This window comes from Streptomyces sp. NPDC048291 (assembly GCF_043201715.1).
Classification (GTDB): Bacteria; Actinomycetota; Actinomycetes; order Streptomycetales; family Streptomycetaceae; genus Streptomyces.
The window spans coordinates 405450-428725 of the sequence record NZ_JBICZC010000003.1 but is presented as its reverse complement, the minus strand read 5'-3'; the positions used below and the strand labels follow the sequence as shown (position 1 = coordinate 428725).

At 73.6% G+C, this 23276-nt stretch carries 21 protein-coding genes, 1 tRNA gene and 1 pseudogene; 8 read left to right on the top strand and 15 right to left on the bottom strand.

The window, feature by feature from the left end; all coding sequences use genetic code 11:
- Positions 1 to 31: 31 nt before the first annotated feature.
- The 3 genes from ACGF5O_RS09530 to ACGF5O_RS09520 all read right to left on the bottom strand — a co-directional run bounded on the left by ACGF5O_RS09530 (position 32) and on the right by ACGF5O_RS09520 (position 1929).
- A complete protein-coding gene (locus ACGF5O_RS09530) occupies positions 32 to 1204 on the bottom strand; it encodes a phosphodiester glycosidase family protein (protein WP_393809328.1) in 1173 nt (390 codons plus the stop codon).
- Positions 1205 to 1346: 142 nt separating this feature from the next.
- Positions 1347 to 1715, bottom strand: a complete 369-nt coding sequence (locus ACGF5O_RS09525; protein ID WP_393809327.1) for a DUF779 domain-containing protein — start codon at positions 1713 to 1715, stop codon at positions 1347 to 1349.
- A gap of 40 nt (positions 1716 to 1755) precedes the next feature.
- Positions 1756 to 1929 (bottom strand): hypothetical protein, encoded by a 174-nt coding sequence (locus tag ACGF5O_RS09520; RefSeq protein WP_393809326.1) that lies wholly within the window; start codon positions 1927 to 1929, stop codon positions 1756 to 1758.
- 173 nt (positions 1930 to 2102) lie between these two features.
- On the opposite strand from ACGF5O_RS09520, the gene ACGF5O_RS09515 reads away from it, so the two are divergent.
- On the top strand, positions 2103 to 3434 hold the full coding sequence (locus ACGF5O_RS09515; protein WP_393809325.1) for an enolase C-terminal domain-like protein: 1332 nt from the start codon (positions 2103 to 2105) through the stop codon (positions 3432 to 3434).
- A 4-nt stretch (positions 3435 to 3438) separates the two neighbouring features.
- On the opposite strand, the gene ACGF5O_RS09510 is transcribed toward ACGF5O_RS09515, so the two are convergent.
- Positions 3439 to 5031 carry an MFS transporter gene (locus tag ACGF5O_RS09510; RefSeq protein ID WP_393809324.1) on the bottom strand — a complete coding sequence of 531 codons (1593 nt, stop codon included), beginning with the start codon at positions 5029 to 5031 and terminating at the stop codon, positions 3439 to 3441.
- A gap of 193 nt (positions 5032 to 5224) precedes the next feature.
- Here ACGF5O_RS09510 and ACGF5O_RS09505 point away from each other — a divergent pair, with 193 nt between their 5' ends.
- Positions 5225 to 6220, top strand: coding sequence for an Lrp/AsnC family transcriptional regulator (locus ACGF5O_RS09505; protein ID WP_393809323.1), 996 nt, complete (start codon positions 5225 to 5227; stop codon positions 6218 to 6220).
- 253 nt (positions 6221 to 6473) lie between these two features.
- Positions 6474 to 6926, top strand: a complete 453-nt coding sequence (locus ACGF5O_RS09500; RefSeq protein ID WP_393809322.1) for a MarR family winged helix-turn-helix transcriptional regulator — start codon at positions 6474 to 6476, stop codon at positions 6924 to 6926.
- A gap of 156 nt (positions 6927 to 7082) precedes the next feature.
- Here the strand turns inward: ACGF5O_RS09500 and ACGF5O_RS09495 are convergent, their stop codons facing one another.
- From ACGF5O_RS09495 to ACGF5O_RS09485, 3 genes are all read right to left on the bottom strand, one after another.
- A complete protein-coding gene (locus ACGF5O_RS09495) occupies positions 7083 to 7244 on the bottom strand; it encodes a DUF308 domain-containing protein (protein WP_393809321.1) in 162 nt (53 codons plus the stop codon).
- Positions 7245 to 7252: 8 nt separating this feature from the next.
- The gene (locus tag ACGF5O_RS09490) at positions 7253 to 7621 is read right to left on the bottom strand and encodes an HdeD family acid-resistance protein (protein WP_393809320.1); all 369 of its coding nucleotides are present in this window, start codon (positions 7619 to 7621) and stop codon (positions 7253 to 7255) included.
- A 166-nt stretch (positions 7622 to 7787) separates the two neighbouring features.
- Positions 7788 to 8465 carry a TetR/AcrR family transcriptional regulator gene (locus tag ACGF5O_RS09485; RefSeq protein ID WP_393809319.1) on the bottom strand — a complete coding sequence of 226 codons (678 nt, stop codon included), beginning with the start codon at positions 8463 to 8465 and terminating at the stop codon, positions 7788 to 7790.
- Here ACGF5O_RS09485 and ACGF5O_RS09480 point away from each other — a divergent pair.
- Positions 8350 to 8832: pseudogene (locus tag ACGF5O_RS09480) on the top strand (ATP-binding protein); the annotation flags it as partial. The gene ACGF5O_RS09485 and the pseudogene ACGF5O_RS09480 sit on opposite strands and share 116 nt — an antisense overlap.
- 32 nt (positions 8833 to 8864) lie before the next feature.
- Here ACGF5O_RS09480 and ACGF5O_RS09475 read toward each other — a convergent pair.
- The gene (locus tag ACGF5O_RS09475) at positions 8865 to 9302 is read right to left on the bottom strand and encodes a PaaI family thioesterase (RefSeq protein WP_393809318.1); all 438 of its coding nucleotides are present in this window, start codon (positions 9300 to 9302) and stop codon (positions 8865 to 8867) included.
- A gap of 94 nt (positions 9303 to 9396) precedes the next feature.
- Here ACGF5O_RS09475 and ACGF5O_RS09470 point away from each other — a divergent pair, with 94 nt between their 5' ends.
- Positions 9397 to 9822, top strand: a complete 426-nt coding sequence (locus ACGF5O_RS09470; protein ID WP_393809317.1) for a MarR family winged helix-turn-helix transcriptional regulator — start codon at positions 9397 to 9399, stop codon at positions 9820 to 9822.
- 6 nt (positions 9823 to 9828) lie between these two features.
- Here the strand turns inward: ACGF5O_RS09470 and ACGF5O_RS09465 are convergent, their stop codons facing one another.
- From ACGF5O_RS09465 to ACGF5O_RS09440, 6 genes are all read right to left on the bottom strand, one after another.
- Positions 9829 to 10452, bottom strand: coding sequence for a DedA family protein (locus tag ACGF5O_RS09465; protein ID WP_393809572.1), 624 nt, complete (start codon positions 10450 to 10452; stop codon positions 9829 to 9831).
- A 117-nt stretch (positions 10453 to 10569) separates the two neighbouring features.
- On the bottom strand, positions 10570 to 11745 hold the full coding sequence (locus ACGF5O_RS09460; protein ID WP_393809316.1) for a substrate-binding domain-containing protein: 1176 nt from the start codon (positions 11743 to 11745) through the stop codon (positions 10570 to 10572).
- Between the two features lie 176 nt (positions 11746 to 11921).
- Entirely contained in the window at positions 11922 to 13034 is a 1113-nt protein-coding gene (locus tag ACGF5O_RS09455; RefSeq protein ID WP_393809315.1) for an ABC transporter permease, read from the bottom strand.
- A complete protein-coding gene (locus ACGF5O_RS09450; protein ID WP_393809314.1) occupies positions 13031 to 14650 on the bottom strand; it encodes a sugar ABC transporter ATP-binding protein in 1620 nt (539 codons plus the stop codon). The genes ACGF5O_RS09455 and ACGF5O_RS09450 overlap by 4 nt, the downstream gene beginning before the upstream one ends.
- A 215-nt stretch (positions 14651 to 14865) precedes the next feature.
- The gene (locus tag ACGF5O_RS09445) at positions 14866 to 17958 is read right to left on the bottom strand and encodes a SpoIIE family protein phosphatase (protein WP_393809313.1); all 3093 of its coding nucleotides are present in this window, start codon (positions 17956 to 17958) and stop codon (positions 14866 to 14868) included.
- Positions 17959 to 18097: 139 nt separating this feature from the next.
- Positions 18098 to 19084: a cyclase family protein gene (locus ACGF5O_RS09440; RefSeq protein ID WP_393809312.1), complete on the bottom strand. Its 987-nt coding sequence runs from the start codon at positions 19082 to 19084 to the stop codon at positions 18098 to 18100.
- 479 nt (positions 19085 to 19563) lie between these two features.
- Here ACGF5O_RS09440 and ACGF5O_RS09435 point away from each other — a divergent pair, with 479 nt between their 5' ends.
- Positions 19564 to 20814, top strand: coding sequence for a PP2C family protein-serine/threonine phosphatase (locus tag ACGF5O_RS09435; protein WP_393809311.1), 1251 nt, complete (start codon positions 19564 to 19566; stop codon positions 20812 to 20814).
- Positions 20815 to 20846: 32 nt separating this feature from the next.
- Here ACGF5O_RS09435 and ACGF5O_RS09430 read toward each other — a convergent pair whose 3' ends face one another.
- On the bottom strand, positions 20847 to 21425 hold the full coding sequence (locus ACGF5O_RS09430) for a TetR/AcrR family transcriptional regulator (protein WP_393809310.1): 579 nt from the start codon (positions 21423 to 21425) through the stop codon (positions 20847 to 20849).
- Positions 21426 to 21629: 204 nt separating this feature from the next.
- On the opposite strand from ACGF5O_RS09430, the gene ACGF5O_RS09425 reads away from it, so the two are divergent.
- Positions 21630 to 23057, top strand: coding sequence for an MFS transporter (locus ACGF5O_RS09425; protein ID WP_393809309.1), 1428 nt, complete (start codon positions 21630 to 21632; stop codon positions 23055 to 23057).
- A gap of 46 nt (positions 23058 to 23103) precedes the next feature.
- A tRNA-Pro gene (locus ACGF5O_RS09420) sits at positions 23104 to 23177 on the top strand.
- Positions 23178 to 23276: the final 99 nt, after the last annotated feature.

The window sequence follows — 23276 nt, the reverse complement described above, 5'->3', positions numbered from 1 at the left end:
GGCCGCCGGGGTCGGCCGGCTCAGGGTTCCGTCAGGGTTTCCAGAAGACCCCGATCCCGTTGGCCACGGCGCGTTCCGGGCTCTCGGTCGGGTGGTTGAGCACGCTCACCGTCTTCGCCCCCGCGGTGCGGGCCACCATCGTCGAGGAGCCGCCGCCGTCCAGGCTGAATGCGTCGACCGCGCCCAACTGCCGCATCTCGTCGGCGACTTCGGCGATGGTCAGCCCGCTGCGGTAGGCCGCCGCGCCGTCCAGCGCGAGCAGCAGCAGCCTGCGCCCGCCGTTCGCGTACCCGACGGCCGTGCGCACGGCCGCGGTGGTGTCGTTCAGGCCGGCCAGCGGCTCGCCGTCGCGCAGCACCGGGTAGCCGCCGACCGCGAAGCGGTACGGGATCCTGGCGGCGGACGCCACCATGTGCTCGCGGACGGTGACCCGTTCGCCCTTGGTGAGGGCGCGCAGTCTGTCCGCGCCCGCCTCCCGGCCCAGCAGGACGGTCGTCCCGGTGGCGATCGCACCGCTGCCCGGGGTGTCGGACGTGGCGACGACCTTGCCGGCGCGGACCCGCACCTCGTAGGTGTCCGTGCTGCATCCGGCGGCCCGGTCGGTGTCCGAGCCGCAGGTGGCGCGCTTGCGGGAGGCCGAGCCCCAGGCGGCGGTGTAGGCGCCCACCGCCCCCTGTGCCAGGGCGTACTGGTTGAGCCCCCGCAGCGCCAGGGTGGCGTCGGGGGTGCGGACCGTGCCGACGAGTGTCAGCCGGTCGAGCCGGGCCCGGCGGTCCACGCCGACGCCGAAGACGTCGGTGGTGTCGGTGCCGGGCGGCAGCGAGGGCCCGAACCGCTGGGCCGTCGGCACCGCCGCCTTGAGCACCCTGCCGTGCGCGATCGCCGGGCCGACGCTCGCGCCGGTCACCGCGACGCCCGGGTGCTGGGTCTCGGAGATGTTGAAGAAGTCGCCGTTCACGCCCGCGACCGCTCCCGCCGCGTCCGCCATCGTGGACACCGGCGACCGTGCGGCCACCGCGCCCGGCGAGAGCAGGTCCACGTGCACGTGCGGGTCGGTCAGCTCGACGGTCAGCAGATGGACGTGGACCGTGCCCTTGGCCGCCGGGACGTCGAACTGCCGGTAGGCGACGCCGGACGCGATCCGGCCGGCCTCCGACGCGGCGCCGGCCGGTGCAGCCCCCGCGAGGGCCGCACCGGCCAGCACGCCGGACGTGGTGAGAATCGTGCACAGGTTTCGGGTCGTCGCTGCAAGCCGTCTCCGACGATGCGTCACCGCACCCCCTGATGTCTCGTCAAGTTCTCAGGACACAGGGAAGTGCAGCAGACCGGAGTGACCGGCGGGGCGGCTAGCCGTCGACTACGCGAGAACGGGTGAGGAAACGCACCCCCTCGGGTGCCTCCAGGGAGAAACCGCTCCCCCGTCCGGGTACCACGTCCACGATCAGCCGGGTGTGGCTCCACACCTCGTACTGGCTGCGGGACATCCAGAAGGTGACCGGCTCCTCGACCCCGTCCACCGCCAGCTCGGCCAGCAGCACGTCCGAGCCGCCGGTGCGGAACTCGCCGTCGGGGTAGCACATGGGTGCGCTGCCGTCGCAGCAGCCGCCGGACTGGTGGAACATCAGCGGGCCGTGCTCGGCGTGCAGCCGGCGCACCAGTTCGGCGGCTTCGGGGGTGAGCTCCACGCGTGCAGGAGCCGCTGTCCGGTCGTCCATGGTCACCCTCCCGGGCCGGGTCGTCGGATCCTCCCCAGTCTCACGCCCGGTCACCGACGCGTCCAGCACCCGTCGTTGGACTACTCAGCGCCTTGCCGAGGTGGGCGACGTACGCGTGTACGTCGGTGCCCGGTGCGAGTCGTGCGGCGTGGTCGGCCGGGTGCAGGTCCGGGGCGGTGGTCCGGAGCGTCGCCAGGTCCGTGAACTCCCGCATGCCCTGCCGGCCGGTGTCGAAGACCTCGCCGACGATCCGGATCCGTCCACACCCATTGACCCGAGCACGTCCACATCCATAGCCTCTGTCTCCGTACGTAGATGTAGTCTCTGTATGCAGGCGTCATTCACGACCATGGGCATGGCGCCCGGTATCCGAAGGACATGTCACCCATGAGCCAGCCCGTCGTCACCCGCTTCTCCGTGTATCCGGTGGCAGGCCGGGACTCGATGCTGCTCAACCTGTCCGGTGCGCACGCCCCGTACTTCACCCGCAACGTCGTGGTCGTCGAGGACTCCGAGGGCCGGACCGGGCTCGGCGAGGTGCCCGGCGGGGAGGCGATCACCCGGACCCTGCGGGATGCCGCGTCCCTGGTCGTCGGGGCCCGGCCGGGCGACTACAAGCGGGTGCTGCGGGCCGTGGGGGAGGAGTTCGCGGGGCGGGACGCGGGCGGACGCGGGGCGCAGACCTTCGACCTGCGCACCACCGTGCACGCCGTCACCGCCGTGGAGTCCGCGCTCCTCGACCTGCTCGGCCAGCACCTGGAGGTACCCGTCGCCGCCCTGCTCGGCGACGGCAAGCAGCGCGACTCGGTACGCGTCCTCGGCTACCTCTTCTACGTCGGCGACCCCGGCCGCACCGACCTCGACTACCTCCGCGAACCCGGCTCCGACGTGCCCTGGTACCGGATCCGCCGCGAGGAGGCCCTCACCCCGGAGGCGATCGTCCGGCAGGCGGAGGCGGCCTACGACCGCTACGGCTTCCGGGACTTCAAGCTCAAGGGCGGTGTGCTGCCGGGCGCCGAGGAGGTCGAGGCCGTCCGGGCGCTGAAGGACCGCTTCCCCGAGGCCCGGATCACCCTCGACCCCAACGGCGCCTGGTCCCTGCGCGAGGCCGTCGAGCTGTGCCGCCCGCTGCTCGGCACCCTCGCCTACGCCGAGGACCCGTGCGGGGCCGAGGCGGGCTACTCCGGCCGGGAGATCCTCGCCGAGTTCCGCCGGGCCACCGGGCTGCCCACCGCGACCAACATGATCGCCACCGACTGGCGGCAGCTCACCCACGCCCTCGCCCTGCAGTCGGTGTCGATCCCGCTGGCGGACCCGCACTTCTGGACCATGCAGGGGTCGGTCCGGGTGGCCCAGCTCTGCCACGAGACGGGGCTCACCTGGGGCTGCCACTCCAACAACCACTTCGACATCTCGCTCGCGATGATGGCGCACTGCGGTGCCGCGGCCCCCGGCGAGTACAACGCCCTGGACACGCACTGGATCTGGCAGGAGGGACAGGAGCGGCTCACCGTCGAGCCGCCGAGGATCTCCGGCGGCGAGGTCGCCGTCACCGACGCCCCCGGACTCGGCGTCCGGCTCGACATGGACCGGCTGCTCGCGGCCCACGCCCGCCACGAGGAGCTGGACCTCGGCGCGGGTCGGGACGACGCGGCCGGGATGCAGTACCTGGTGGCGGACTGGGCCTTCGACGCCAAGCGGCCCTGCCTGGTGCGCTGAGCCGTCAGGCGCCCTGCGCCGCGGCCGACTTCTCGGCCGTGGTGTGCCCGGCCGCCCTGAGGGTCGGCTGCTGCCGGGGTGCGCGCAGCAGGACCGCCGAGACCAGGGCGGCCAGCAGCGTCAGGCTCCCCGCCGTGATCAGGCACAGGCGCATCCCGTCCAGGAACGAGTCGCCGAGCGCGCCCATCGCCTGCCCGGTGCGGGCGCCGAGGTCGAGCCCGGCGACCGCGCCGAGGCCGTCCGTCTGCGCGGTCGTGACGATGCGGTCCTGCGCCGCGCCGGTGACGCCCGCGTCGGTGAGACGGCCGGGCAGCGCGTGCAGCGCCCGGGTGGTGAGCAGCGCGCCCAGCACGGCCGGGCCCAGGGCGCCGCCGACCTGCCGGAAGGCGTTGTTGCCCGCGGCGGCCATGCCGGCCAGGTGGTAGGGCACGGAGGCCACCGCGGTCGCGGTCATGGGGGTCATGACCAGGCCCATGCCAAGGCCCAGCAGGGCCAGCCGCCAGGCGGCCGAGCCGAAGGAGGTGTCGGCGGCCAGCCCGGTCAGCGCGAACTGGGCGAAGGCGACGAGCAGCAGACCGCCGGTGATCATCCAGCGTGCGGAGATCCGGTGCATCAGCCGCCCGGCCGGACCGCCGACCAGCAGGGCCGCCCCGGTGACCATCAGCAGCCGCCAGCAGGCCTGAAGGGTGTCCAGCCGCTGCACCATGCCGAAGTACAGGCTCAGCACGAAGAAGAACCCGATCAGCGCCAGGAAGCTGATCATCGCCACCAGCGTGGTGGCGGTGAAGGCGGGGCTGCGGAACAGGCTCAGGTCCAGCATCGGGCTGTCGCTGCGCCGTTCCGCCAGGACGAAGGCGACACCGGCGGCTGCTGCCGTGAACAGCGCCACCATCACCTTGGCGTCGGTGAACGAGCCGGCGCCGCCCTCGATCACGCCGTAGACCAGGGCGGTGATCGCGAGCGTGGCGGTGAGCTGGCCGGGCCAGTCCAGCCGGCGCCCGTGCGGGGCCCGGGAGTCGGTCAGCTGCCGGGCCGCGACCGCGACGGCGAGCAGCGCCACCGGGATGCCCGGCAGGTAGATCCAGCGCCACGAGAAGTGCGCGACGACCACACCGGCGATCACCGGGCCGACCGCGAGGGCGGCCATCAGACAGGTCGCCCATATGCCGATGTACTTGCCGCGCTCCCGGTGGTCGGGCACCACGTGGCTGATCAGCGCCAGCGTGGTCGGCAGCAGCGCGGCCGCCCCGACACCGGCCAGGGCCTGTCCGGCCCAGACGACCTCGATCGACTGCGCGCACAGGGCGGTGACCGCGCCCGCGGCCGAGAACAGCAGACCGGCCTGGAAGACCTTCTTGCGCCCGTGGACGTCACCGAAGACGCCCGCGGTCAGGATGAACGCGGCCATCGGCAGCACGAACGCGTCCTGCACCCACGACAGTTGTGCGGTCGAGGCGTTCAGCGCGGCCTGCAGGGCGGGCAGGCTCACGGCGACGGTGGTGACCGGAAGATAGGCGACGAAGACGCCCAGGCAGGCCATGACGATCGTGGCCGCCCGTCGCTCGACCGGCGCGCTCGCCGGTGTCGTGACGTTCACGGAGATACTCCTTCGCGGCGCACCGCACCGCGCTAGAAGGCCACCGGCGGATCCGGTGGCCTGTGGGGTGCGGGCTTCCGAGGGGAAACCCGCCGCCACAGCATCCGGTCTGCCCACCCGCAACCGCCAACCAAGTGCCCTCCCGGCTGCAAAAGCCTCCATAGAGACCGCCCATCCGTGACAGACTTCCGCCATGCTCGACGACGTGGACAGAAAGATCCTCCGTGCCCTGCAGTGCGCCCCTCGGCTGCCCTTCCGGAGGATCGGCGAGGTGGCCGGCGTCTCCGAGCAGACCGCGGCACGCCGCTACCAGGCGCTGCGCCGCAGCGGCACACTGCGCGTGCTCGGGCTGGTCAACCCGCGGGTGTACGGCTCCGCGCAGTGGGTGGCCCGCATCCGCTGCCGTCCCGACCGGGTCGGCCCGCTCGCCGACGCCCTGGCCCGCCATCCCGACATCGCCTACGCCCACCTGGCCTCGGCCGGTTCCGAGATCTTCTGTGTGATCCGCGCGCCCCTGGACACGGAGCGCGACGACTTCCTGTTCCGGCAACTGCCGAGGTCGGGCTCGGTCCTGGACGTCAGCATCGATCTGCTGCTCCACGAGTACGGCACCCCGGGCACCATCCACTGGACCGGATACGGTGACAGCCTCGACGCCGAGCAGGTACGACGGCTCACGGCGGAACGGCCCCCGCCGGCCCCCTCGCCCCCGCCGGCCCCCACCGCCGAGGACGCCCCGCTGCTGGACGCCCTCGCCGAGGACGGCCGTACCACCCACACCCGGCTCGCCGAACGCACCGGCTGGTCGCTGTCCCGGGTGGCGCGCAGGCTGGAGTCGCTGGAGAGCTCCGGCACCCTCGAATACGAGGTCGAGCTGCTGCCCGAGAACCTGGGCTACCCCCTGAACGCCACGCTCTGGCTGCGGGTGGCCCCCGCCCGGCTGGAGCAGGTCGGCGAGGAGTTCGCCGGCCATGAGGAGGTGCCGTTCGCGGGGGCCGTCAGCGGTGAGTACAACCTGATGGTCAGCGTCATCAGCCGTGACCCCGACGACTTCTACCGCTATCTGACCACCCGCGTCGCCGCCACCCCGGGCATCGACGCCTACAGCGTCAGCATGCGGGTGCGCCCCCTCAAGAAGGCGGTGTCCATCATCTCCCGGGGACGGCTGGTGCCCGTGACGTCCCTCTAGCCGCGGTCCCGGAGGACCCGGACGAATCCGGACGAGGAGCGCGCCAGAAACCGGCCCGCGCTCCGCCGCCGACCGTCACCATGGCGCCCGTGACACAACCCCCCTGTGCGCCGCCCGCACCGTGCTGTCGGAACGTGGCGACGAACTCCTCGAACAGGCTCGCACGAATGTCGCGTTGCGCCTCTCCTGACGGGCCCGGCGGCACTCGTGCGCACGGTTGAGGTTCGTTGCTTGAGCACGCTATTCTGATTCGATGAGCGTCGAAGAACCGTTGACCGCCCAGGAGGAGCGTCTCTGGCGTGCCCTGATGCGCGTGATCGTGGCGCTGCCGCGCTCGCTGGACGACGATCTGCTGCGGTCCACGGGGCTGACGCTCACCGAGTACGTCGTCCTCATGAACCTCTCCGAGGCCGAGAACCAGGAACTCCGCATGACGGACCTCGCCTCGGCCACCGCCCTGTCCGCGAGCCGCATCACCCGGGTCGTGGACGCGCTGCAGAGCCGCGGCCAGGTCGTCAAGCGCCGCTACGAGGGCGACGCCCGCGGCAACGTGGCGACGCTCACCCCGGAAGGCCTGAAGCGCCTCCAGGCCGCGTACCCCGTACACCTGGCGAGCGCCCGCAAGCGGGTCGTGGACCTGCTCGACGGGCGGTCGGTGCCGGCCATGGTCCGGCAGTTCGAAGCGGTGGTCGAGAAACTCGACTGACCCCCGCATCCCGTGGGGGCTCGCCGTGGCCGGGCCGGGTGAAATCCGCGATGGCGATGCCGAGGTCCAGGCCGGCCTTCCGCGGTCCGAGCCTGTCGTCATCGAGTACGCCGGGGCCAGTATGTGCTTTGGTAGGCAAGGAAATCGGGTGGTCGGTCAGCCGCCGAGCGGCTCGGAGCGGCGCCGGCGGCGCACCTCCGAGGAGGCGAAGACCGCCGAGATGCCGTGGACGATGCTGAAGAGACCGAGGACGGTGGCGAGCGAGACCGCACCGATGTCCGGCCGCACGAAGAGCACGAACCCGAGCGCGACCGACACGAGGCCGGTCAGCAGGAACAGGCCCGCTCACCCGCCGTCTCACCGCGCAGGAAGGCAAGGGCGACCTCCATGGCACCCGTCGTCAGGGCCCACGCGGCGACCCAGAGGGTGAGCACCAGGGCCGTGATGCCCGGCCAGGCCAGTGAGCTGACGCCGGCCACGACGGACAGCACGGCCGGCAGCAGCCAGCCGAGGACCGGTCCCACCCGGTCGCTGCTGAAGGCGCGGACCCCGTCCGTCACCGCGTACACGAACGCGTAGACGGCGAACAGGACGGCGAAGGCGCCGACGGTGATGCCCGGCCAGGAGACGGAGACGATGCCGATGACGACGGCCAGCAGGCCGCGCCAGAGCAGGGCGTTGGGCGAACTGGGCAAGGTGACCTCCGCGAACGAGGCTGCCGTGGCGCCGACTTCCACCCCGGCGGGGGGAACCGCGATGACGGCGACGAAGGCCGGCGCCGCGACGCCCTCGCGTGATCCGTCATTCGACGCATTCGCCTACTGCTCGTCCGGGCACCGCTCCTGAGTGCCGAGGTGGCTGTCAGCCCTCCGGGCGGGTGATCAGGATGCCGTTGAGGAGGGTGTCGATCCGCCACTGGCGGCGCGTGGACGGGGTGCCGGACAGAAGGCTCCCGGCCAGGGCGCGCACATGCGGGTGCTCGTCGGCCGAGGCGTCGGCGAGAGCCTGCCGCAGTTGCGCCCACTCCTGCTCGGCGCGGGTGTCCTCGGGGTGGGCGGAATGCTCGGCCGCAGTGGCGGTGGCGGTCTGCAGCAGGATGTCGACGCCCCAGGCGGCCTGGAGGCCGGGCACGCCGCCCTCGGCGAGCAGGGCGAGCAGAACTTCCAGCAGGGCGAGGTAGTTCTCGCCGGAGGGACGGGCGGCCAGAGCCGACTGGGCGAGCGCCGGGTGGGCGAGCAGCAGCCCTTCGTAGCCGGCGAGCACGGCGTCCAGCCGGGTGCGCCAGTCGGCTCCCGCGGGCGCGGCGTCCAGGTCGACCCGGCCCAGCAGGCGGTCGAGGATCGCGCCGTGCAGCTCGGCGGTGTTGGCGAGGTACACGTACAGGGACGCCGGACCGGTGTCCAGGGCCTGGGCCAGACGGCGCATGGTGACCCGCTGGAGCCCCTCCTCCTCCATGAGCGCCACGGCGGTGTCGACGATGCCCTCCCGGGTGAGGGCGGGCTTGGCAGGGCGCTCGCGGCGGCTTTGCGGAGTGGGCATACAGCAGTGTAGAGCGAAACATGTTCGGTACGAGCATGTTCGCTGCCCGGCTACCGCGGGTCCGATGGCTGTCCGTCCGATGGCTGTCCGTCCGGTGGCTGTCCGCCCGTACCGCCGGGCGCCCGGTCGGGCGGCCCCGCGGCGGGCATCGCCTTCGGCGCGCCGCGCAGGGCGTCGCCGACGAGGGCCCGGCCTCGCCGCGTCCGACGCCGAGCACGCCTTCGAGCGCTTCCACCGCGCCGACCCGTCCCGGTCCCGCGCCCACGGCGGTAGCGGCCTCGCCGTCGCGGCGGCCGTCGCCGAGGGCCACGGCGGTCGCCTCGAACTCGACGCGGCACCCGGTCGCGGCTGCACGTTCCGACTGGTCCCGCCGGTGGCGGACCGACCGCGGGCGTCCGGTCAAGGACCGCCGGAACCGCCTGCCGAGGCGAACGAGATCGTGCCCTGGGCGACGGCGCAGACGCTCTCGGTGCCGTCGGCGCCGACGCTCGCCACCTCGCAGCGGCAGACGGCGAGCGAGCGGCCGGCCCGCACCACCCGGGCCCGGGCGCGCAGCAGTTCGCCGTCCGCCGGGCGGACGTAGTCGATGGTGAACCCGGCCGTCAGGGGCCGGTTCCCCGGTCCGGTACCGGCCGCGAAGGCCATCGCGTTCTCCGCCACGTAGGCGAGCACCCCGCCGTGGACGTAGCCGTACTGCTGGCGCAGGTCCGCGCGGTTGTCCAGTTCCAGCGTCGCCCCGCCGTCGCCGAAGGCCACCAGCCGGGTACCGACCAGGGCGCTGAAGGGCTGGGCCGCCAGGACCTTCCGGGCGAAGGCCAGATCAGGCGTGTCGGTCACAGTCGCCACCCCACACCGGTCGCGGTTCACCGGGCTCGATTCACTAGTGAAGTGAGAATGGCGCCGGACCGCCGCCTCTGTCAAGATTCCGCCCATGCCCGAGCCCGACCAGCGCCTCTTCTTCCTCCTGCAACGCGCCGCCCACCAGCTACGCACCACCGCGGACCGGCGGCTGCTCTCCGCCGCCGGGATCACCACCGCCCAGCTCGGCGCGCTGCTCGCGGTGAGCGACGAACCCGGGATCACCCAGCAGCGGCTGGCCCAGGTCCTCCAGCAGCGCGAGTCCGGCATCACCGCGCTGGTCCGGCGGCTCACGGACGCCGGCCTCCTCACCCGGCAGCGGCACCCGAGCGAACACCGCGCGGTCGTACTCGAACTGACCGAACACGGTGCCGGCGCGCTCGACCTGGCCCGGCCGGAGATCGACGGCTTCAACGCCGAACTGCGCGCCCTGCTCGGCGCCGACGGCTTCACGGACACGGCCGCGGCCCTGCACCGCCTCGCCCACTGGGAGCCCTGACCGGGGTCAGCGGTCGCGGCGCGCCCGGCGGGCCTCCAGCAGCAGCGGCAGCAGGGACAGTACGACGATCGCGCCGACCAGCGGCAGCAGATAGCGGTCGATGTGGGAGACCGACGAGCCCAGCGCGTACCCGGCGAGGACGAAGCTCTGGGACCAGAGGACCCCGCCGACGGCCTGCCAGACGGTGAACGGCCGTACCGGCACCCCGAGCGCCCCCGCCGCCGGGTGCAGCACCGATCTGAGCATCGGCACGAAACGGCCGATCACCAGCGCCTTGCCGTACCCGTACCGGGCGAGCAGCTCCTCCGCCCGGGCGGCGCCCTCCCGTACCCTCGGTCTCGACGTACGGGCCAGCAACGGCCGCCCGCCGTGCCGGCCGATCAGATAGCCGACCTGCCCGCCCGCCACCGCACCGACGGCCGCGCACACCAGCACCTGCCACAGCTCCAGCCGGGGCCCCCGGTCCGCGGTGGCCGCGCACAGCACACCGGCCGGGAAGAGCAGCGTGTCGCCCGGCAGGAAGAAGCCGACGACCAGCAGCCCCGACTCCGCGAAGATCACCGCCAGTACGCCCAGCGCGCCGAAGGCAGCGAGCAGCGAGCCGCTGTCCGTCGGATTGACGGCGATCACCACGCTAGCCTCCCCGCCCCGCTCGCCGGCCGTCTCCCTCAAGTGTCCCGTGACGGCCGCCGGGGACCCACCCGCAACACCGCGCACCGGGGCGCCGCCCGCCGCGGCCCCGGCGGCTCATCTGCCCCAGATCCTCCGGTAGGCCTCCCGGTAGCCCGGTGGGTCCCAGGTCGTGGCCCCGGCGCTGTTGGCGGCCGTCGAGACGTGGGTGGGGGCGACGTAGCCGCTGGCCGGACGGTGGGAGAAGGCGCGGTTGAACTCGTCCACGATCTGCCAGCCCTGCTGCGTCAGCGGCTCGGGAACGGTGGCGGCCTGGTACTGCCCGCTGTTGATGCGCTGGAAGGCGGACGGGTCGCCGTCCCCGGCCCCGATGTTGAACGGCGGCCCGGTCCCCTTGCGGCCGGCCGCGCGGAAGGCGGGGGCGGCGTCGGCGAAGTACAGGTCGTTGATGGCGACGGAGTGCGTCCACGTGTCCGGGAAACGGGCGAGCAGCGAGGCGATCTCGCGCGGGGTGCGGCTGCTCGCGTCCGGGATCGGGATGTTCTCGTACGCGAGCAGCCGCACCCCGGCGCAGGTGGCGAGCTTCGCCGTGATCAGGTCGGACTTCGTCCGCGCGAACGGGACCGAGGCGTCGGTGAACACGACGACACCGGCCCGGCCGCCGGAGTGCGCGATGATCCACTGGGCGCTGATGCCGGCCACGTCCTCCACCCGGGTGGTGACGTTGGTGAAGAGCGGGGGCCGGCTGCTGGGGCCCGGGGCGACGACCGCGTGCCAGCCGACGAGCGGGATGCCGGCCGCGGCGGCGTCGGCGACCTGCTGCGCGGTCGAGCCGGGGTCGAAGCCGCCGATGACGATGCCCGAGGGCCGCAGGGTCACGGCCTCGCTCATCGCCGCCTGGATGCCGGCGGGACTGCCGGCTCCGTCGATCACCCGGAGGTCCCAGCCGACGACGCGCGCGGCCTCGCGCAGGCCGTTCGCGACGCCCGCGACGCCGGGATTGGTCATGGTCTCCGCGACGAAGACGACCGTTCTGCCGGACACCGCCGCGGGGCCGGTGGTCGGCCCGTCCCAGGCGGTGTCGGTCCGCTCCGCCTGTGCGACGGCGGCCTGGGCCGCGGCCCGGACGGCGGGGCAGCCGCCCGGGCCGGTGGTGGGGACCGTGGGGGTTTCCGAGGAACCGCGCTGGCAGCCGGCCAGGGTGGCTGCGATGGCGAGCAGCGCGAGGGCACCGGACCCGGCCCGGCCGACCCGGTCGGCCCGGGGAGCGTCGGCCTTGCGGCTGCGGTGCACGTGAGTGCCTCGCGGGTGGACGAGCGTGGGGCTGGGGCTGGGGCTGGGGCTGGGGCTGGGGTCTGGGCCGGAGTCTGGGTCTGGGCCTGGGCCTGGGCCTGGGCCTGGGTCAGGGCCTGGGTCAGGGCCTGGGCTCGGGCTGCGGCCGGGGACGCGGCCGGGGCGGCCGGTGCGGGTCATGGCGCGGTGCCGGCGGGGCCGCCTCCGGACGCCGCCGTCGGCGGGCGCGGCCGGTCGGCCGGTGCGTCGCGGGCGTCCGGAGCGTCGCGGGCCGCGTCGGCCCCGGTGCGCAGCCGGCGGGCGGAGTAGCCGGCCAGGCCGACGGCGAGCAGCAGCGTGCCGCCGTAGAACAGGGGGACTGTCCAGAACGCGCCGCCCAGCTGGCCGATGCCGGTGAGGCCGACGGCGAGCACGGCGACGGCGACGAGCGTGCCGAGGGCGTTGGGACGGCCGGGCCTGATCGCGGTGGAGCCGAGGAGCGCGCCGACGAACGCGGGCAGCAGGTAGTCGAGGCCGACGCTGGGATTGCCGATCTGCTGCTGGGCCGCGAGCAGCACCCCGGCGAAGCCGACGATCAGCCCCGAGGCGGTGAACGCGTAGACCGTGTACCTGCGGGTCGGGATGCCGACCAGTTCGGCGGCGCGCGGGTTGGCGCCGATGACATACAGGCACCGGCCGAGCGGCAGCCGCTCCAGCAGCACCCAGAGGACGACGCCGAGGGCGAGGACGTAGAACGCGGGCAGTGGCAGGCCGAGGAGCGTCGAGTCGTAGAGATCGGTGAAGGCGGCCGGCAGCCCGGCCGGGCCCGGGACGATCCTGCCGCCGCCGGTGACCCACCCGGTCACGGCGTACAGCATGCTGCCGGTCCCGAGGGTGGCGATGAACGAGTCGATCCGGCCGAACTCGACGGCCACACCGTTGAGGACGCCGACCACCCCGCCGCCGGCGATCACCGCGAGGCAGGCCCAGGGCCAGGGCCAGCCCGCGTCGACGACGAGCCGCAGCACCATGACATGGGCCAGGCCGAGGCCGTAGCCGAGGGAGAGATCGAAGGAGCCGGTCACGACGGGGACCATGGCGGCGAGGGCGAGGACGGCCGGGATCGACTGGTTGGACAGGATCGAGTCGAGGGTGTCCCGGGTGGGGAACGTGCGTGGCAGTGCGAGCGAGAAGACCACGACGAGCAGCGCGGTGAGGACCAGCAGGCCGTAGGCGCTCGCGAGGTGCCGGGCCGGGATCCGCCGGAGCGGCCGGGAGCGCTGGGCGGAGGGCGGGGGCGCGGCCGTCATGAGTCCGAGCGGGTTCCGGGGGCGGGCAGGGCCGAGGCCGCCCGGGCGAGCCCGGTGGCCGTGAGGTCCGCACCGCTCAGCTCGGCGGTCACCCGGCCGCGGACGAACACCAGGGCGCGTCGGCACACGCCCGCCACCTCCTCGAAGTCGGTCGAGACGAGCAGCACCGCGAGCCCGCCGGTCAGCGCCTCGTCGAGCAGCCGGTGGACCGCGGCCTTGGCCCCGACGTCCACGCTGGCGGTCGGCTCCTCCAGGACCAGCAGCCGCAGATCCGTGCCGAGCCAGCGGCCGATCAGGACCTTCTGCTGGTTGCCGCCGGACAGGGCGGCGAGGGGGGCCTCGCCGTCGCGGGGCCGCACCGCGAACCGTTCGATCAGCTCCGCGGCCCGGGCCCGTTCGCGGCGGGGACCGGTCCAGCGCAGTACGGGCAGCCCGCCCGCCCGGGGATTGGCCAGCAGGTTCTCGCGCACGCTCAGCCCCATGGCACAGCCCTCACGCTGTCTGTCACCGGGCACGAGGCCGACCCCGACCGTGACGGCGTCCGCGACCGTACGGGGCCGGTAGGGCCGCCCGCCCAGGAAGACCCGGCCGTCGGCAAAGGGCCGGGCGCCGGCCACCGCACGGCCCAGCTCCAGGTGCCCGGCACCCGAGAGACCGACCAGGCCCACCGCCTCCCCTGCCCTCAGCTCCAGCGTGACCGCCGCCGTGCCGGCGGTCCTCGCGCCGTCGAGGACGAGGACGGGGGAGGGGGCGGGAGCGGGCACCGGGACGGCGGGACCGCCCGTGGGGGCGCCCGGGGGGCCGTTGGCGGGGGCGGCGGAGGGGAGGGGGCGGGCCGGTCCCTCGGTGGTGGTGTCGCGGCCCGGCTCTTGGCCGGTGACGCCGTGGCCCGGTGCTGCGCCGACGATGTCGCGGACCAGCCGGGCAGGGCTGTGGCCCGCCAGTGGGCCATGGCTGACCAGCCGGCCGTCGCGCAGGACGGCGAAGGCGTCGGCGACCTGGTAGACCTCGTCCATGCGGTGGGTGACGTAGAGGATGCCGTGGCCCCGGTCCCGCAGGGCGTGCAGCACGCGGAAGAGCCGGGCGCAGTCCGCGGCGGGCAGGCGGGCGGTCGGCTCGTCCAGCACGACGAGCCGGGCGTGGGCCGCCAGCGCCCGGCCGACGGCGACCAGCGAACGCTCGGCGGGACCGAGCCGCGCGACCGGCGTGTCCGGATCGAGGTGCCCGGCGACCGTCTCCAGGGCCTCGGCGCAGCGCTCCCGGGTCCGCCGCCAGGAGATCAGCCCGGCCCGGCGCTGATATCCGGTGGTCAGGGCGATGTTCTCGGCGACGGTCATCCACTCCACGAGCCCCAGGTCCTGGTGGATGAAGGACATGCTGCGGGCGGCGGCCTGACTTCCGAGCGGGTGCCCGGCCACGGTGACCGACCCGGCGTCGGCCTGATGGACCCCGGCGAGCACCTTGATGAGCGTGGACTTGCCGGCGCCGTTGGGGCCGAGCAGGGCGAGGACGCTGCCGGCCCGCACGTCGAGATCGACCCCGTCGAGCGCGCGGGTCCCGCCGAACCGCTTGGCGAGCCCGCGGATCCGTACGAGGGGGTCGCAAGGCTCGTGCACGGACAGCTCCGGGGGTCGGCCTGAGGTCTTCTTCCTGCCTGCTTCTTCCTGCCTTCTTCACTTCCCGACTCTTGCCGGTGATCGTAGTTGGATGAATCGTCGCATTCCGGATGCGACGCCCGGGCGGCGGATCCGATGCCCGATTCGATACCCGTGATGACACCAACGGGTCAGCCGCGGCGCCGGCCTCCGCCGCGCACGGCCGGCGCACGGCCTCAGGCGGCGTCGAGCCCGCACTCGGCCCAGATGACCTTGCCCTGCCGGATGTAGCGGGTGCCCCAGCTCCGCGACAGCTGGGCCACCAGGAACAGGCCGCGGCCGCCCTCGTCGGTGATCGCCGCCCGGCGCAGGTGCGGGGCGGTGTTGCTGCCGTCGGAGACCTCGCAGATCAGGGTCCGGCCGTGCAGCAGACGTACCTGGACGGGGCCGGAGCCGTGCCGGATGGCGTTGGTGACCAGTTCGCTCAGCACCAGCTCCGCGGCGAACCCGGCCTCCTCCAGTCCCCAGTCGGCCAGCCGGCGCAGCGCCGAGGAGCGGACCTGGCTGACGAGGGAGGGGTCGGCGGGCAGGTCCCAGGTGGCGATCAGGTGCGGGGCCAGCGCGTGGGTACGGGCGACGAGCAGCGCGATGTCGTCGTGGGGGTGGTCCGGCGCGACCGTGTCCAGCAGCGTCTCGCAGATCTCCTCGGGTGTGCGGCCCGGGTGGGCGAGGATGCCGCGCATCTGGTCGAGGACCAGGTCGACGTCGCGGTTGCGGCTGTCGATGAGCCCGTCGGTGTAGAGGACCAGCCGGCTGTCCTCGGGGAGGTCGATGTCGACGGCTTCGAAGGGCAGGCCGCCGAGGCCCAGCGGGGGACCGGCGGGCAGGTCCGGGAAGGAGACCGTGCCGTCGGGGAGGACGAGCGCGGGAGGCGGATGCCCGGCACGGGCCATGGTGCACTGCTGCGTGGTCGGGTCGTAGACGGCGTACAGGCAGGTCGCGCCGAAGATGCCCGTCTCGCCCGCGGCGGGGGCCTCCCGGTCGAGGCGTCCCACCAGGTTGTCGAGGTGGGTGAGGACCTCGTCCGGGGAGAAGTCGAGTTCGGCGAAGCTGCGGGCCGCGGTGCGCAGCCGTCCCATGGTTGCGGCCGAGAGCATGCCGTGGCCCACGACGTCACCGACCAGGAGGCCGACCCGGGTGCCGGAGAGGGGGATGACGTCGTACCAGTCCCCGCCCACGTCCGACTCCGCGGGCAGGTAGCGGTGCGCCACGTCCACGGCGTCCTGGTCGGGCAGGCCCTGCGGGAGCAGGCTGCGCTGCAGGGTCAGGACCATGGTGCGTTCCCGCGTGTAGCGCCGGGCGTTGTCGATGGACAGGGCGGCACGGGCGGCGAGCTCCTGGACCAGCGAGCGGTCGTCGTCGTCGAAGGGCGCGGGGTGCCGTCCACGGTAGAACGCGGCCACGCCGAGGATGACGCCGCGGGCCACCAGGGGGACGGCGATGAGCGAGTGGACGTGGGCCAGCATCGCCTCGGTGCGCGGCGGGTCGTGGGCGAGCCAGCCCATGGCGGTCCTCAGGTCCGGTTCCAGCACGGCCTGCCCGCCGCTCAGGCAACGCACGTGCGGAGTGGCCGGGCCGTAGTCGACGCGCTTGCCGACCGGGTGGAACGGACAGTCGTCGGCGACGCCGTGGACCACCGTGCGGTACAGGTCGGAGAAGGGATCGGCGGCCTCTTCGCCGCGCAGTACGGCCTCGGGCAGGTCGATCGTGACGTAGTCGGCCAGCCGTGGCACCGCCGTCTCGGCGAGTTCCTCGGCGGTGCGCCGCACGTCCAGGGTGGTCCCGATGCGCGTACTGGCGTCGGTCAGCAGCTCCAGGCGACGCCGGGCGGCGAGGGCGTACCGCCCCACATGCGGCTCTCCCACCAGCACGAGCCCTCTGGCCGGGGGCTCTGCCGGGGGCTCTGAGGCTGGTTCTGAGGCTGGTTCTGCGGCGGGTGGTGCGGAGGGCTCAGCAGTGGGCGGCGAGCCGCTACCGTCCGCCGCGACGGAGGGACCGATTCCGCCTCTGGTTCCGGCCTCGGCTCCGGTTCCGGCCTGGGAACCGGCCGTCGGGCCGCTCGAACCGCTCGAACCGTCCGCCGGCGTCTGGACGTCGCGCGATTCGGCTCGGAGGGGTACGAAGCCGGGCGCAGCGGGGCCGGGCAAGGAGCCGGGCGCCACGGCGAGGGGGACGGGGACGGCGGCGGTCGGCGGGACGGTGAAGACGGCGGACGTCTCCCGGACGACGGCGCCGGGCACGGAGGACGCCGCAGGATCGGTGAACGCGGTGGCCACCGCGGGATCGGTGGTCGCGACGGAGGCGCCGGCGTGGACGAGGGCGGGGTGCCGCGGCTCCTCGGTCGGCCACGGGACGAGGAGGGGCTCGCGCGGGGCGGGGCCGGGCATGACGACCTCGGTGACGAAGCCCTGCACGCCGGTCGCGGTCGTCATCGGGCGGCTGACCAGCGTGACCCGCCGGCCGTCGGACAGGACCACGTGGACGGCGGCTCGCTGCGCCCAGGAGATCAGCTCGACGGCCTTCTCCATGAGGACCGCCCGGTCGCAGGGGCGCATCCCGAGGGCCGGCTCGCCGACCCCGAGGCGGTGGTGGGGTCCGGCGGCGGTCTCGGCGCCGGTGTCCAGGTACGCCCGCAGCAGGGCCCGCTCGCGTTCGGAACTCTGTCCGAGCAGCCGCCTCTCGATGGCGTGGGCCGCCCGGCGGATCAGGGTGGCCAGCGCCGGGTCCTCTGCGCCGCGCGGGTAGCCGAGGCACAGGACGCCCTCGATGCGGCCGCTGATCGGGTCGCGGACCGGCAGCGCCCGACAGGCGTTGCCCTGCGCGCGTTCGGCGAAGTGCTCGGCGCCGTAGACCTGGACGAGCTGCCGCTCCGCCAGTGCGAGCCCGATCCCGTTGGTGCCGGCGTACCGCTCGGCGAACACGAACCCGGGGTCGCGCTGGAACGCCGGGAGGCTTCTGGCCAGCGACGCCGCTCCGAAGCGGCGCAGCAGGACGGTGCCGTTGGCGTCCGCGACGGAGATGTTCATCCTGGTGTCGGCGAACCAGGACTGCAGCCGGTCGAGCACCGGCATGGCCGCACGGATGATCCGGGCATCACGCTCGAAGTCGTCCCGGAAGGGGAGCCCGGGCTGGTCGGGGGAGAGCCCCAGGGCCCGGCAGCGCTGCCACGAGTGCGAGATGGGAGTACGTACGCCGGCCTCGACCGCCTCGCCCTGCAGAAATCGCTCACGCGAACGAGTGGGCCCCTTGCCGTCTGTCGCACGCCCCATCGCTGCCGCTTTCCCACCGCCCCGAACCACGCTTCGCCTCACTCGCGCCCGCAGTGTTCGTTTCGTTCCGACAATGCTCCGAGAAGTTTTACTACAACAATAGGATATACGTTGGATTACGGACATGGCGCGCCTGGTGTCACAGGACGGCGACCGGGTTGACCGGGGAGCCCGTCCCGCCCGGGATGTTCAGCGGTGCCACCACGAGCAGGAACTCGTACCGCCCTGCCCGGCCCGTCGCGGCCGACAGGGCCTCCAGGTCGAGGTTGTCCAGCAGCGGCACCCCCATCGCGGCCACGGCGAGGGCGTGGACGGGCGAGTGCACACCCGCCACGGGGGAGGGCCGTACGTCGCTGTCGCCGTCACCCCCGAGCAGCGCGATGCCGCGCTCGGCCAGCAGCGGTACGGCGTCCACGTGGAAGCCCGCGCTGGCCGTGCCCGGGTCCCATGCGCCGAGCTCCGCGCGACGGCGGGCCTGCCCGGAACGCAGGAGCACCGCGTCGCCCTCACCGATCCGCACGTCGAGTGCCCGCTCCGCGGCGGCGACGTCCCGCGCGTGCACCGCCAGCCCCGGCTCCAGCCAGCGCACCCCGAGGACGGCCGGGAGATCGAGGAGCACGCCCCGGGTGACGAGGGGGCCGAGCGCCGACACCGCCCCGAAACGGGCGCCCGCCGCGCCGACGACGTCCTTCGCCGTCCGGCCGTCGTACAGCCGCCCCCGGTAGGAGACGTGGCACAGGGCGTCCAGATGGGTGACGGCCTTGCCGTGGTAGTCGGCGCCGATGAAGTCCTTGTGGGTGGCGGGCTCCGGCATCTCCACGTCGCCGAGGTCGGTCATGTGGTGCAGGGCGGGCCTGGGGTTGTCGGGTCCGGGCACGGTGTTCCAGGGCAGCGCCAGCGGTACGACCCGGCCGGACCGCACCGTCGCCGTGGCCCGTCGTACCTGCTCGGCGGTGACCCGGTTCCAGGCGCCGCGGTCGGCCGGGGTCCAGCGGCCCCAGGTGCGGACCGCCTCGAAGAGCGCGTCGAAGTCCCGGCGGGAGACGGCGGGCCCGTTCCGGTCACCGCCGGGACCGTGGTCCGGGCCGTCCGCGAGGTCCGGGCCGTCCAAGGGGTCCGCGCTCATCCGCGCTCACCGCCTTCCGCACACACGCTCACTGCCTTCCGCGTACCGCCCACGGCCTTTCGTACGCACCGGTCTCCGCATTCCGTACGCACCGGTCACCGCCTTCCTCGCGCGCGGCCCGCCGCTTTCCGCACGCACCGCCCCGCCCTCCGTGTCGGCGCACGGCCCCGATGGCCGGGCGGGGGCCATGCTCCGGCGGCCGTGCGCCGCCGCGCGTACCCGGCGGCCAGCCGCGCGGATCCGGCGACCCTCCTTACGGACTCGGTGAACCGCCGCGCAGGCCTGACGACCCTCCGCGCGCCCGTCGCGCCGGATTCCCAGCCTGGCACCACCTGCCCCGGCGTGCCGGGTGCACCCGGCACGCCGGGGCAGGCCCCCGCAGGGCGACCGGGCCGGGCCGGGAGGCGCACGGCGGGCAGAGGCGCAGGACGGACCGTAGATTGAGGACGGAGCCGTCGAGGCGGGAAGGAGCGTCAGCGGTGGCATCCCGGGTTGATCACACGGCGCTGTTCGCCGCGACGCCGAGCCCGTATCTGGTGCTCGGTCCGGATCTGGTCATCGTCGATGTGAACCGGGCCTATCTGGCGGCCACCGGACGCACCCGGGAGGACCTGCTCGGGCGGCACATCTTCATCGCGTTCCCGGACAACCCCGCCGACCCGGACGCCGACGGGGTCAAGAACCTCGGCGCCTCCCTGCACCGGGTCCTCGCCACCGGCCGGTCCGACACCATGGCGCTGCAGAAGTACGACATCCCGGTCATGGGCCGGCCCGGGGTCTTCGAGGAGCGCTGGTGGTCCCCGGTGAACACCCCCGTGCTCGGCGCGGCAGGCCAGGTGGACTACATCATCCACCGGGTGGAGGACGTCACCTCGTTCGTCAAGGAGTACCGGGCCACCCATCCCGACGGCATCCGGGCGACGGAGCGTCCGCAGGAGACACAGGCCCTGGAGGCGGAACTGTACGCCCGGGCGCGGGAGCTGCAGCGGCTGAACGAGGAACTGCGGCAGGCCCACACCCGCGAACGCGAGGTCGCCGTCATCCTCCAGGAGGCCATGCTCCACGTCCCCGACCTGGCCCACCACCGTGACATCGCGGTGCGCTACCTGCCCGCCACCGGCTCCCTCAACGTCTGCGGCGACTGGTACGACGTCGTCGACATCGCGCCCGACCGGCTGGCCGTCGCGGTCGGCGACGTCATCGGCCACGGCCTGGAGGCGGCGGCTGTCATGGGCATGCTCCGCAGCGCGCTGTCCGCCGCCATCCGGGCCCTGGAGCGTCCCGCCCAGGCGCTGGAGGTACTCGGTCTGTACGCCAGGTCCGTCGAGGGGGCGCTGGGCACCACCGCCGTGAAGGCGGTCGTCGACATGCGCAGCCGGCTGATCACCTACAGCAGCGCGGGCCACCCGCCGCCTATGCTCATCCATCCCGACGGCAGCTGCGAACTGCTGGACCAGGCCACCGACCCGCCGCTCGGCGCCCGCCCGCAGCACGTCCCGCGCCCGCAGTCGAGCCTGCCGTACAAGCCGGGCGACACCCTCGTCCTGTACACCGACGGGCTGATCGAGCGGCGGCACCAGGACATCGACGTCGGTCTGCAACAACTGGCCGATGTACTCGGCGAGTTCATCCACCTGGGCACCGAGGAGCTCGCCGACACCGTGCTGGCCCGCCTGGGCGTCGCCAGCGGCGGCCGGGACGACATCGCGCTCATCGTCGTACGGCTCTGAGCCGCCGGACTCCGGCGGCGGAGCGGCGCCCGTCAGCGGCCGGCGCGTACCCCGTCCAGGGCGATGCCGAGGACGCGGTCGCGCTGGGCGTCGTCCTCGAAGGCCGTGGCCGTGATGCCGGAGACCATGCGGAGCAGGTCGCCGATCTCCATGTCGGTGCGGACCACGCCCGCCTTCTGGGCCCGTTCGAGCAGCGGGCCGCCGGCCGCGTACATCGAGTCACGGCAGGCCTGGAAGATCTCCGACTCGTCGTTGAGGGCCTCGCGCACCGCCCGCTTGGTGACCATGTAGCCGGTGAAGCGGTCCAGCCACGAGGTCAGGGCCGCCCACGGCTCGTGCCCGGCCAGTTCCAGGGCGGCCCGGCACAGCGCGTTGACCTCGTCCGCGTAGACGCTCTCGAAGAGGTCGCGGCGGGTCGGGAAGTTCCGGTACAGGGTGCCGATCCCGACCCCCGCGCGGCGGGCGACGTCCTCCAGGGAGACGTCCGCGCCCCGCTCGGCGAACGCCTCGCGGGCGGCCGTGACCAGCGCGTCGTAGTTGCGGGCCGCGTCCTTACGGTGCGGTCTGCGGGACGCGACGATCTCACTGACGGGGAACGGGCTGTCCGTCACTGCTGCCTCCCGTGCGACGAGGGTGAAGCGGAGGGTTTCCTCGACTTCGGTTGAAGCGGAGGGTTGCCTCCAGTAGAGTGGAGGGGTACCTCCACTTTAGCAGTGCGGAGCGGTACCGCCATGGCCGGACGCGGCCCGGCGTCTCCCACACCCTTGTCTCTTCCTTCCACCCTTCCCTCCGTTCCGATTTCGGAGAGGCCTTTCATGCCCCGGAAGTCCACCCGCCTCACCTTCGCGGTCCTCGCGACCGGTGCCGGCGTGTTCTCCATGCTCCAGTCGCTGGTCGCACCGGCCCTGCCGACCGTCCAGCACGCCCTGCACACCTCCCAGTCCACCGCGACCTGGGTGATGACGGCCTATCTGCTGTCCGCCTCGGTCTTCACCCCGATACTCGGCCGGGTCGGCGACCTGGTCGGCAAGAAGCGCACCCTCGTCGCCGTCCTGGTGGCCGTCCTGGCCGGCTGTCTGGTCGCCGCCCTCGCGCCGAACATCGGCGTCCTGATCATCGCCCGGGTCGTCCAGGGCATCGGCGGCGCCCTGTTCCCGCTCTCCTTCGGCATCATCCGCGACGAGTTCACCCCGGCCGAGGTCAGCGGCAGCATCAGCAACCTCTCCGCGGTGATCGCGGCCGGCGGCGGCGTCGGCATCGTGGCCGCGGGACCGATCGTCTCGGCGCTCGACTACCGCTGGCTGTTCTGGATCCCGGTGGGCGTGGTCGCGGCCACCGTCCTGATCGCCGCCCGCTACGTGCCCGAGTCGCCGAAGCGGGCCGAGGGCAGCGTCAGCTGGCTCGGTGCCGGGCTGCTCTCCGCCTGGCTGGTGGCGCTGCTGCTGCCGCTGAGCCAGGCCGGTCAGTGGGGCTGGGGCTCGGCCAGGGTGCTCGGTCTGTTCGCCACGGGCGTCGTGCTGTTCGCCGTCTGGCTGCTCACCGAGTCCCGATCCGCCACCCCGCTCATCGACCTGCGCGTGATGCGGCTGCCCGCCGTCTGGACCACCAACGCGGCCGCCCTCCTCTTCGGCGCCGGCATGTACGCGATCTGGTCCTTCCTCCCCGGCTTCGTCCAGACGCCCGCCGCGGCCGGCTACGGCTTCGGCGCCACCGTCACCGAGTCCGGCCTGCTCATGCTGCCGATGCTCATCGCCATGTTCCTCTCGGGTGTCGTCGGCGGCCGCCTCGAACCCCGCGTCGGCGCCAAGGCGCAGCTCACCACGGGAGCCGCGCTCGGCGCGCTGGCCTGCGGCTTCCTCTCCCTCTGGCACGACGCGCAGTGGCAGATCGGCGTCGTCGCGGGCCTGTTCGGTCTCGGCATCGGCCTGGCCTTCGCCTCGATGGCCAACCTCATCGTCGGCAGCGTGCCGCCCGAGCAGACCGGCGCCGCGACCGGCATGAACGCCAACATCCGCACCATCGGCGGCTCCATCGGCGCCGCGCTCACCAGCGTCCTGGTCACCGGGCGGCTCCAGCCCTCCGGACTGCCGTACGCCTCCGGCTACACCCACGCCTGGGCCCTGCTCGCCCTGTTCTGCCTGACCGCGGCCGGCGCCGCCCTCCTCGTCCCGGTCCGCCGCGCGAGCCGCGTCGCCGACCCGGTCACGGAGCGGTCGGCGGCAGCACCCGTACGCGTGCGGTAGTGTTGACCTGCGTGATCACGCGGAAACTCACCGCGTGACTCCGCAGCGGGACGTGGCGCAGCTTGGTAGCGCACTTGACTGGGGGTCAAGGGGTCGCAGGTTCAAATCCTGTCGTCCCGACTCTATGGAGTCGCAGGTCAGGGGCGGTTTCGGAGAAATCCGAAACCGCCCCTTGATCTTTTCTGGGGACCAGTTGGGGACCAGTTGGCCTTGACCGGT

Coding starts and splice junctions, on each gene's coding strand:
- ACGF5O_RS09520 (WP_393809326.1), bottom strand. CDS start 1,929: ATGCGGGAGTTCACGGACCTGGCGACGCTCCGGACCACCGCCCCGGAC.
- ACGF5O_RS09440 (WP_393809312.1), bottom strand. CDS start 19,084: ATGAGCGCGGACCCCTTGGACGGCCCGGACCTCGCGGACGGCCCGGAC.
- ACGF5O_RS09515 (WP_393809325.1), top strand. CDS start 2,103: ATGAGCCAGCCCGTCGTCACCCGCTTCTCCGTGTATCCGGTGGCAGGC.
- ACGF5O_RS09485 (WP_393809319.1), bottom strand. CDS start 8,465: ATGCCCACTCCGCAAAGCCGCCGCGAGCGCCCTGCCAAGCCCGCCCTC.
- ACGF5O_RS09455 (WP_393809315.1), bottom strand. CDS start 13,034: ATGACGGCCGCGCCCCCGCCCTCCGCCCAGCGCTCCCGGCCGCTCCGG.
- ACGF5O_RS09505 (WP_393809323.1), top strand. CDS start 5,225: ATGCTCGACGACGTGGACAGAAAGATCCTCCGTGCCCTGCAGTGCGCC.
- ACGF5O_RS09500 (WP_393809322.1), top strand. CDS start 6,474: ATGAGCGTCGAAGAACCGTTGACCGCCCAGGAGGAGCGTCTCTGGCGT.
- ACGF5O_RS09445 (WP_393809313.1), bottom strand. CDS start 17,958: ATGGGGCGTGCGACAGACGGCAAGGGGCCCACTCGTTCGCGTGAGCGA.
- ACGF5O_RS09470 (WP_393809317.1), top strand. CDS start 9,397: ATGCCCGAGCCCGACCAGCGCCTCTTCTTCCTCCTGCAACGCGCCGCC.
- ACGF5O_RS09525 (WP_393809327.1), bottom strand. CDS start 1,715: ATGGACGACCGGACAGCGGCTCCTGCACGCGTGGAGCTCACCCCCGAA.
- ACGF5O_RS09425 (WP_393809309.1), top strand. CDS start 21,630: ATGCCCCGGAAGTCCACCCGCCTCACCTTCGCGGTCCTCGCGACCGGT.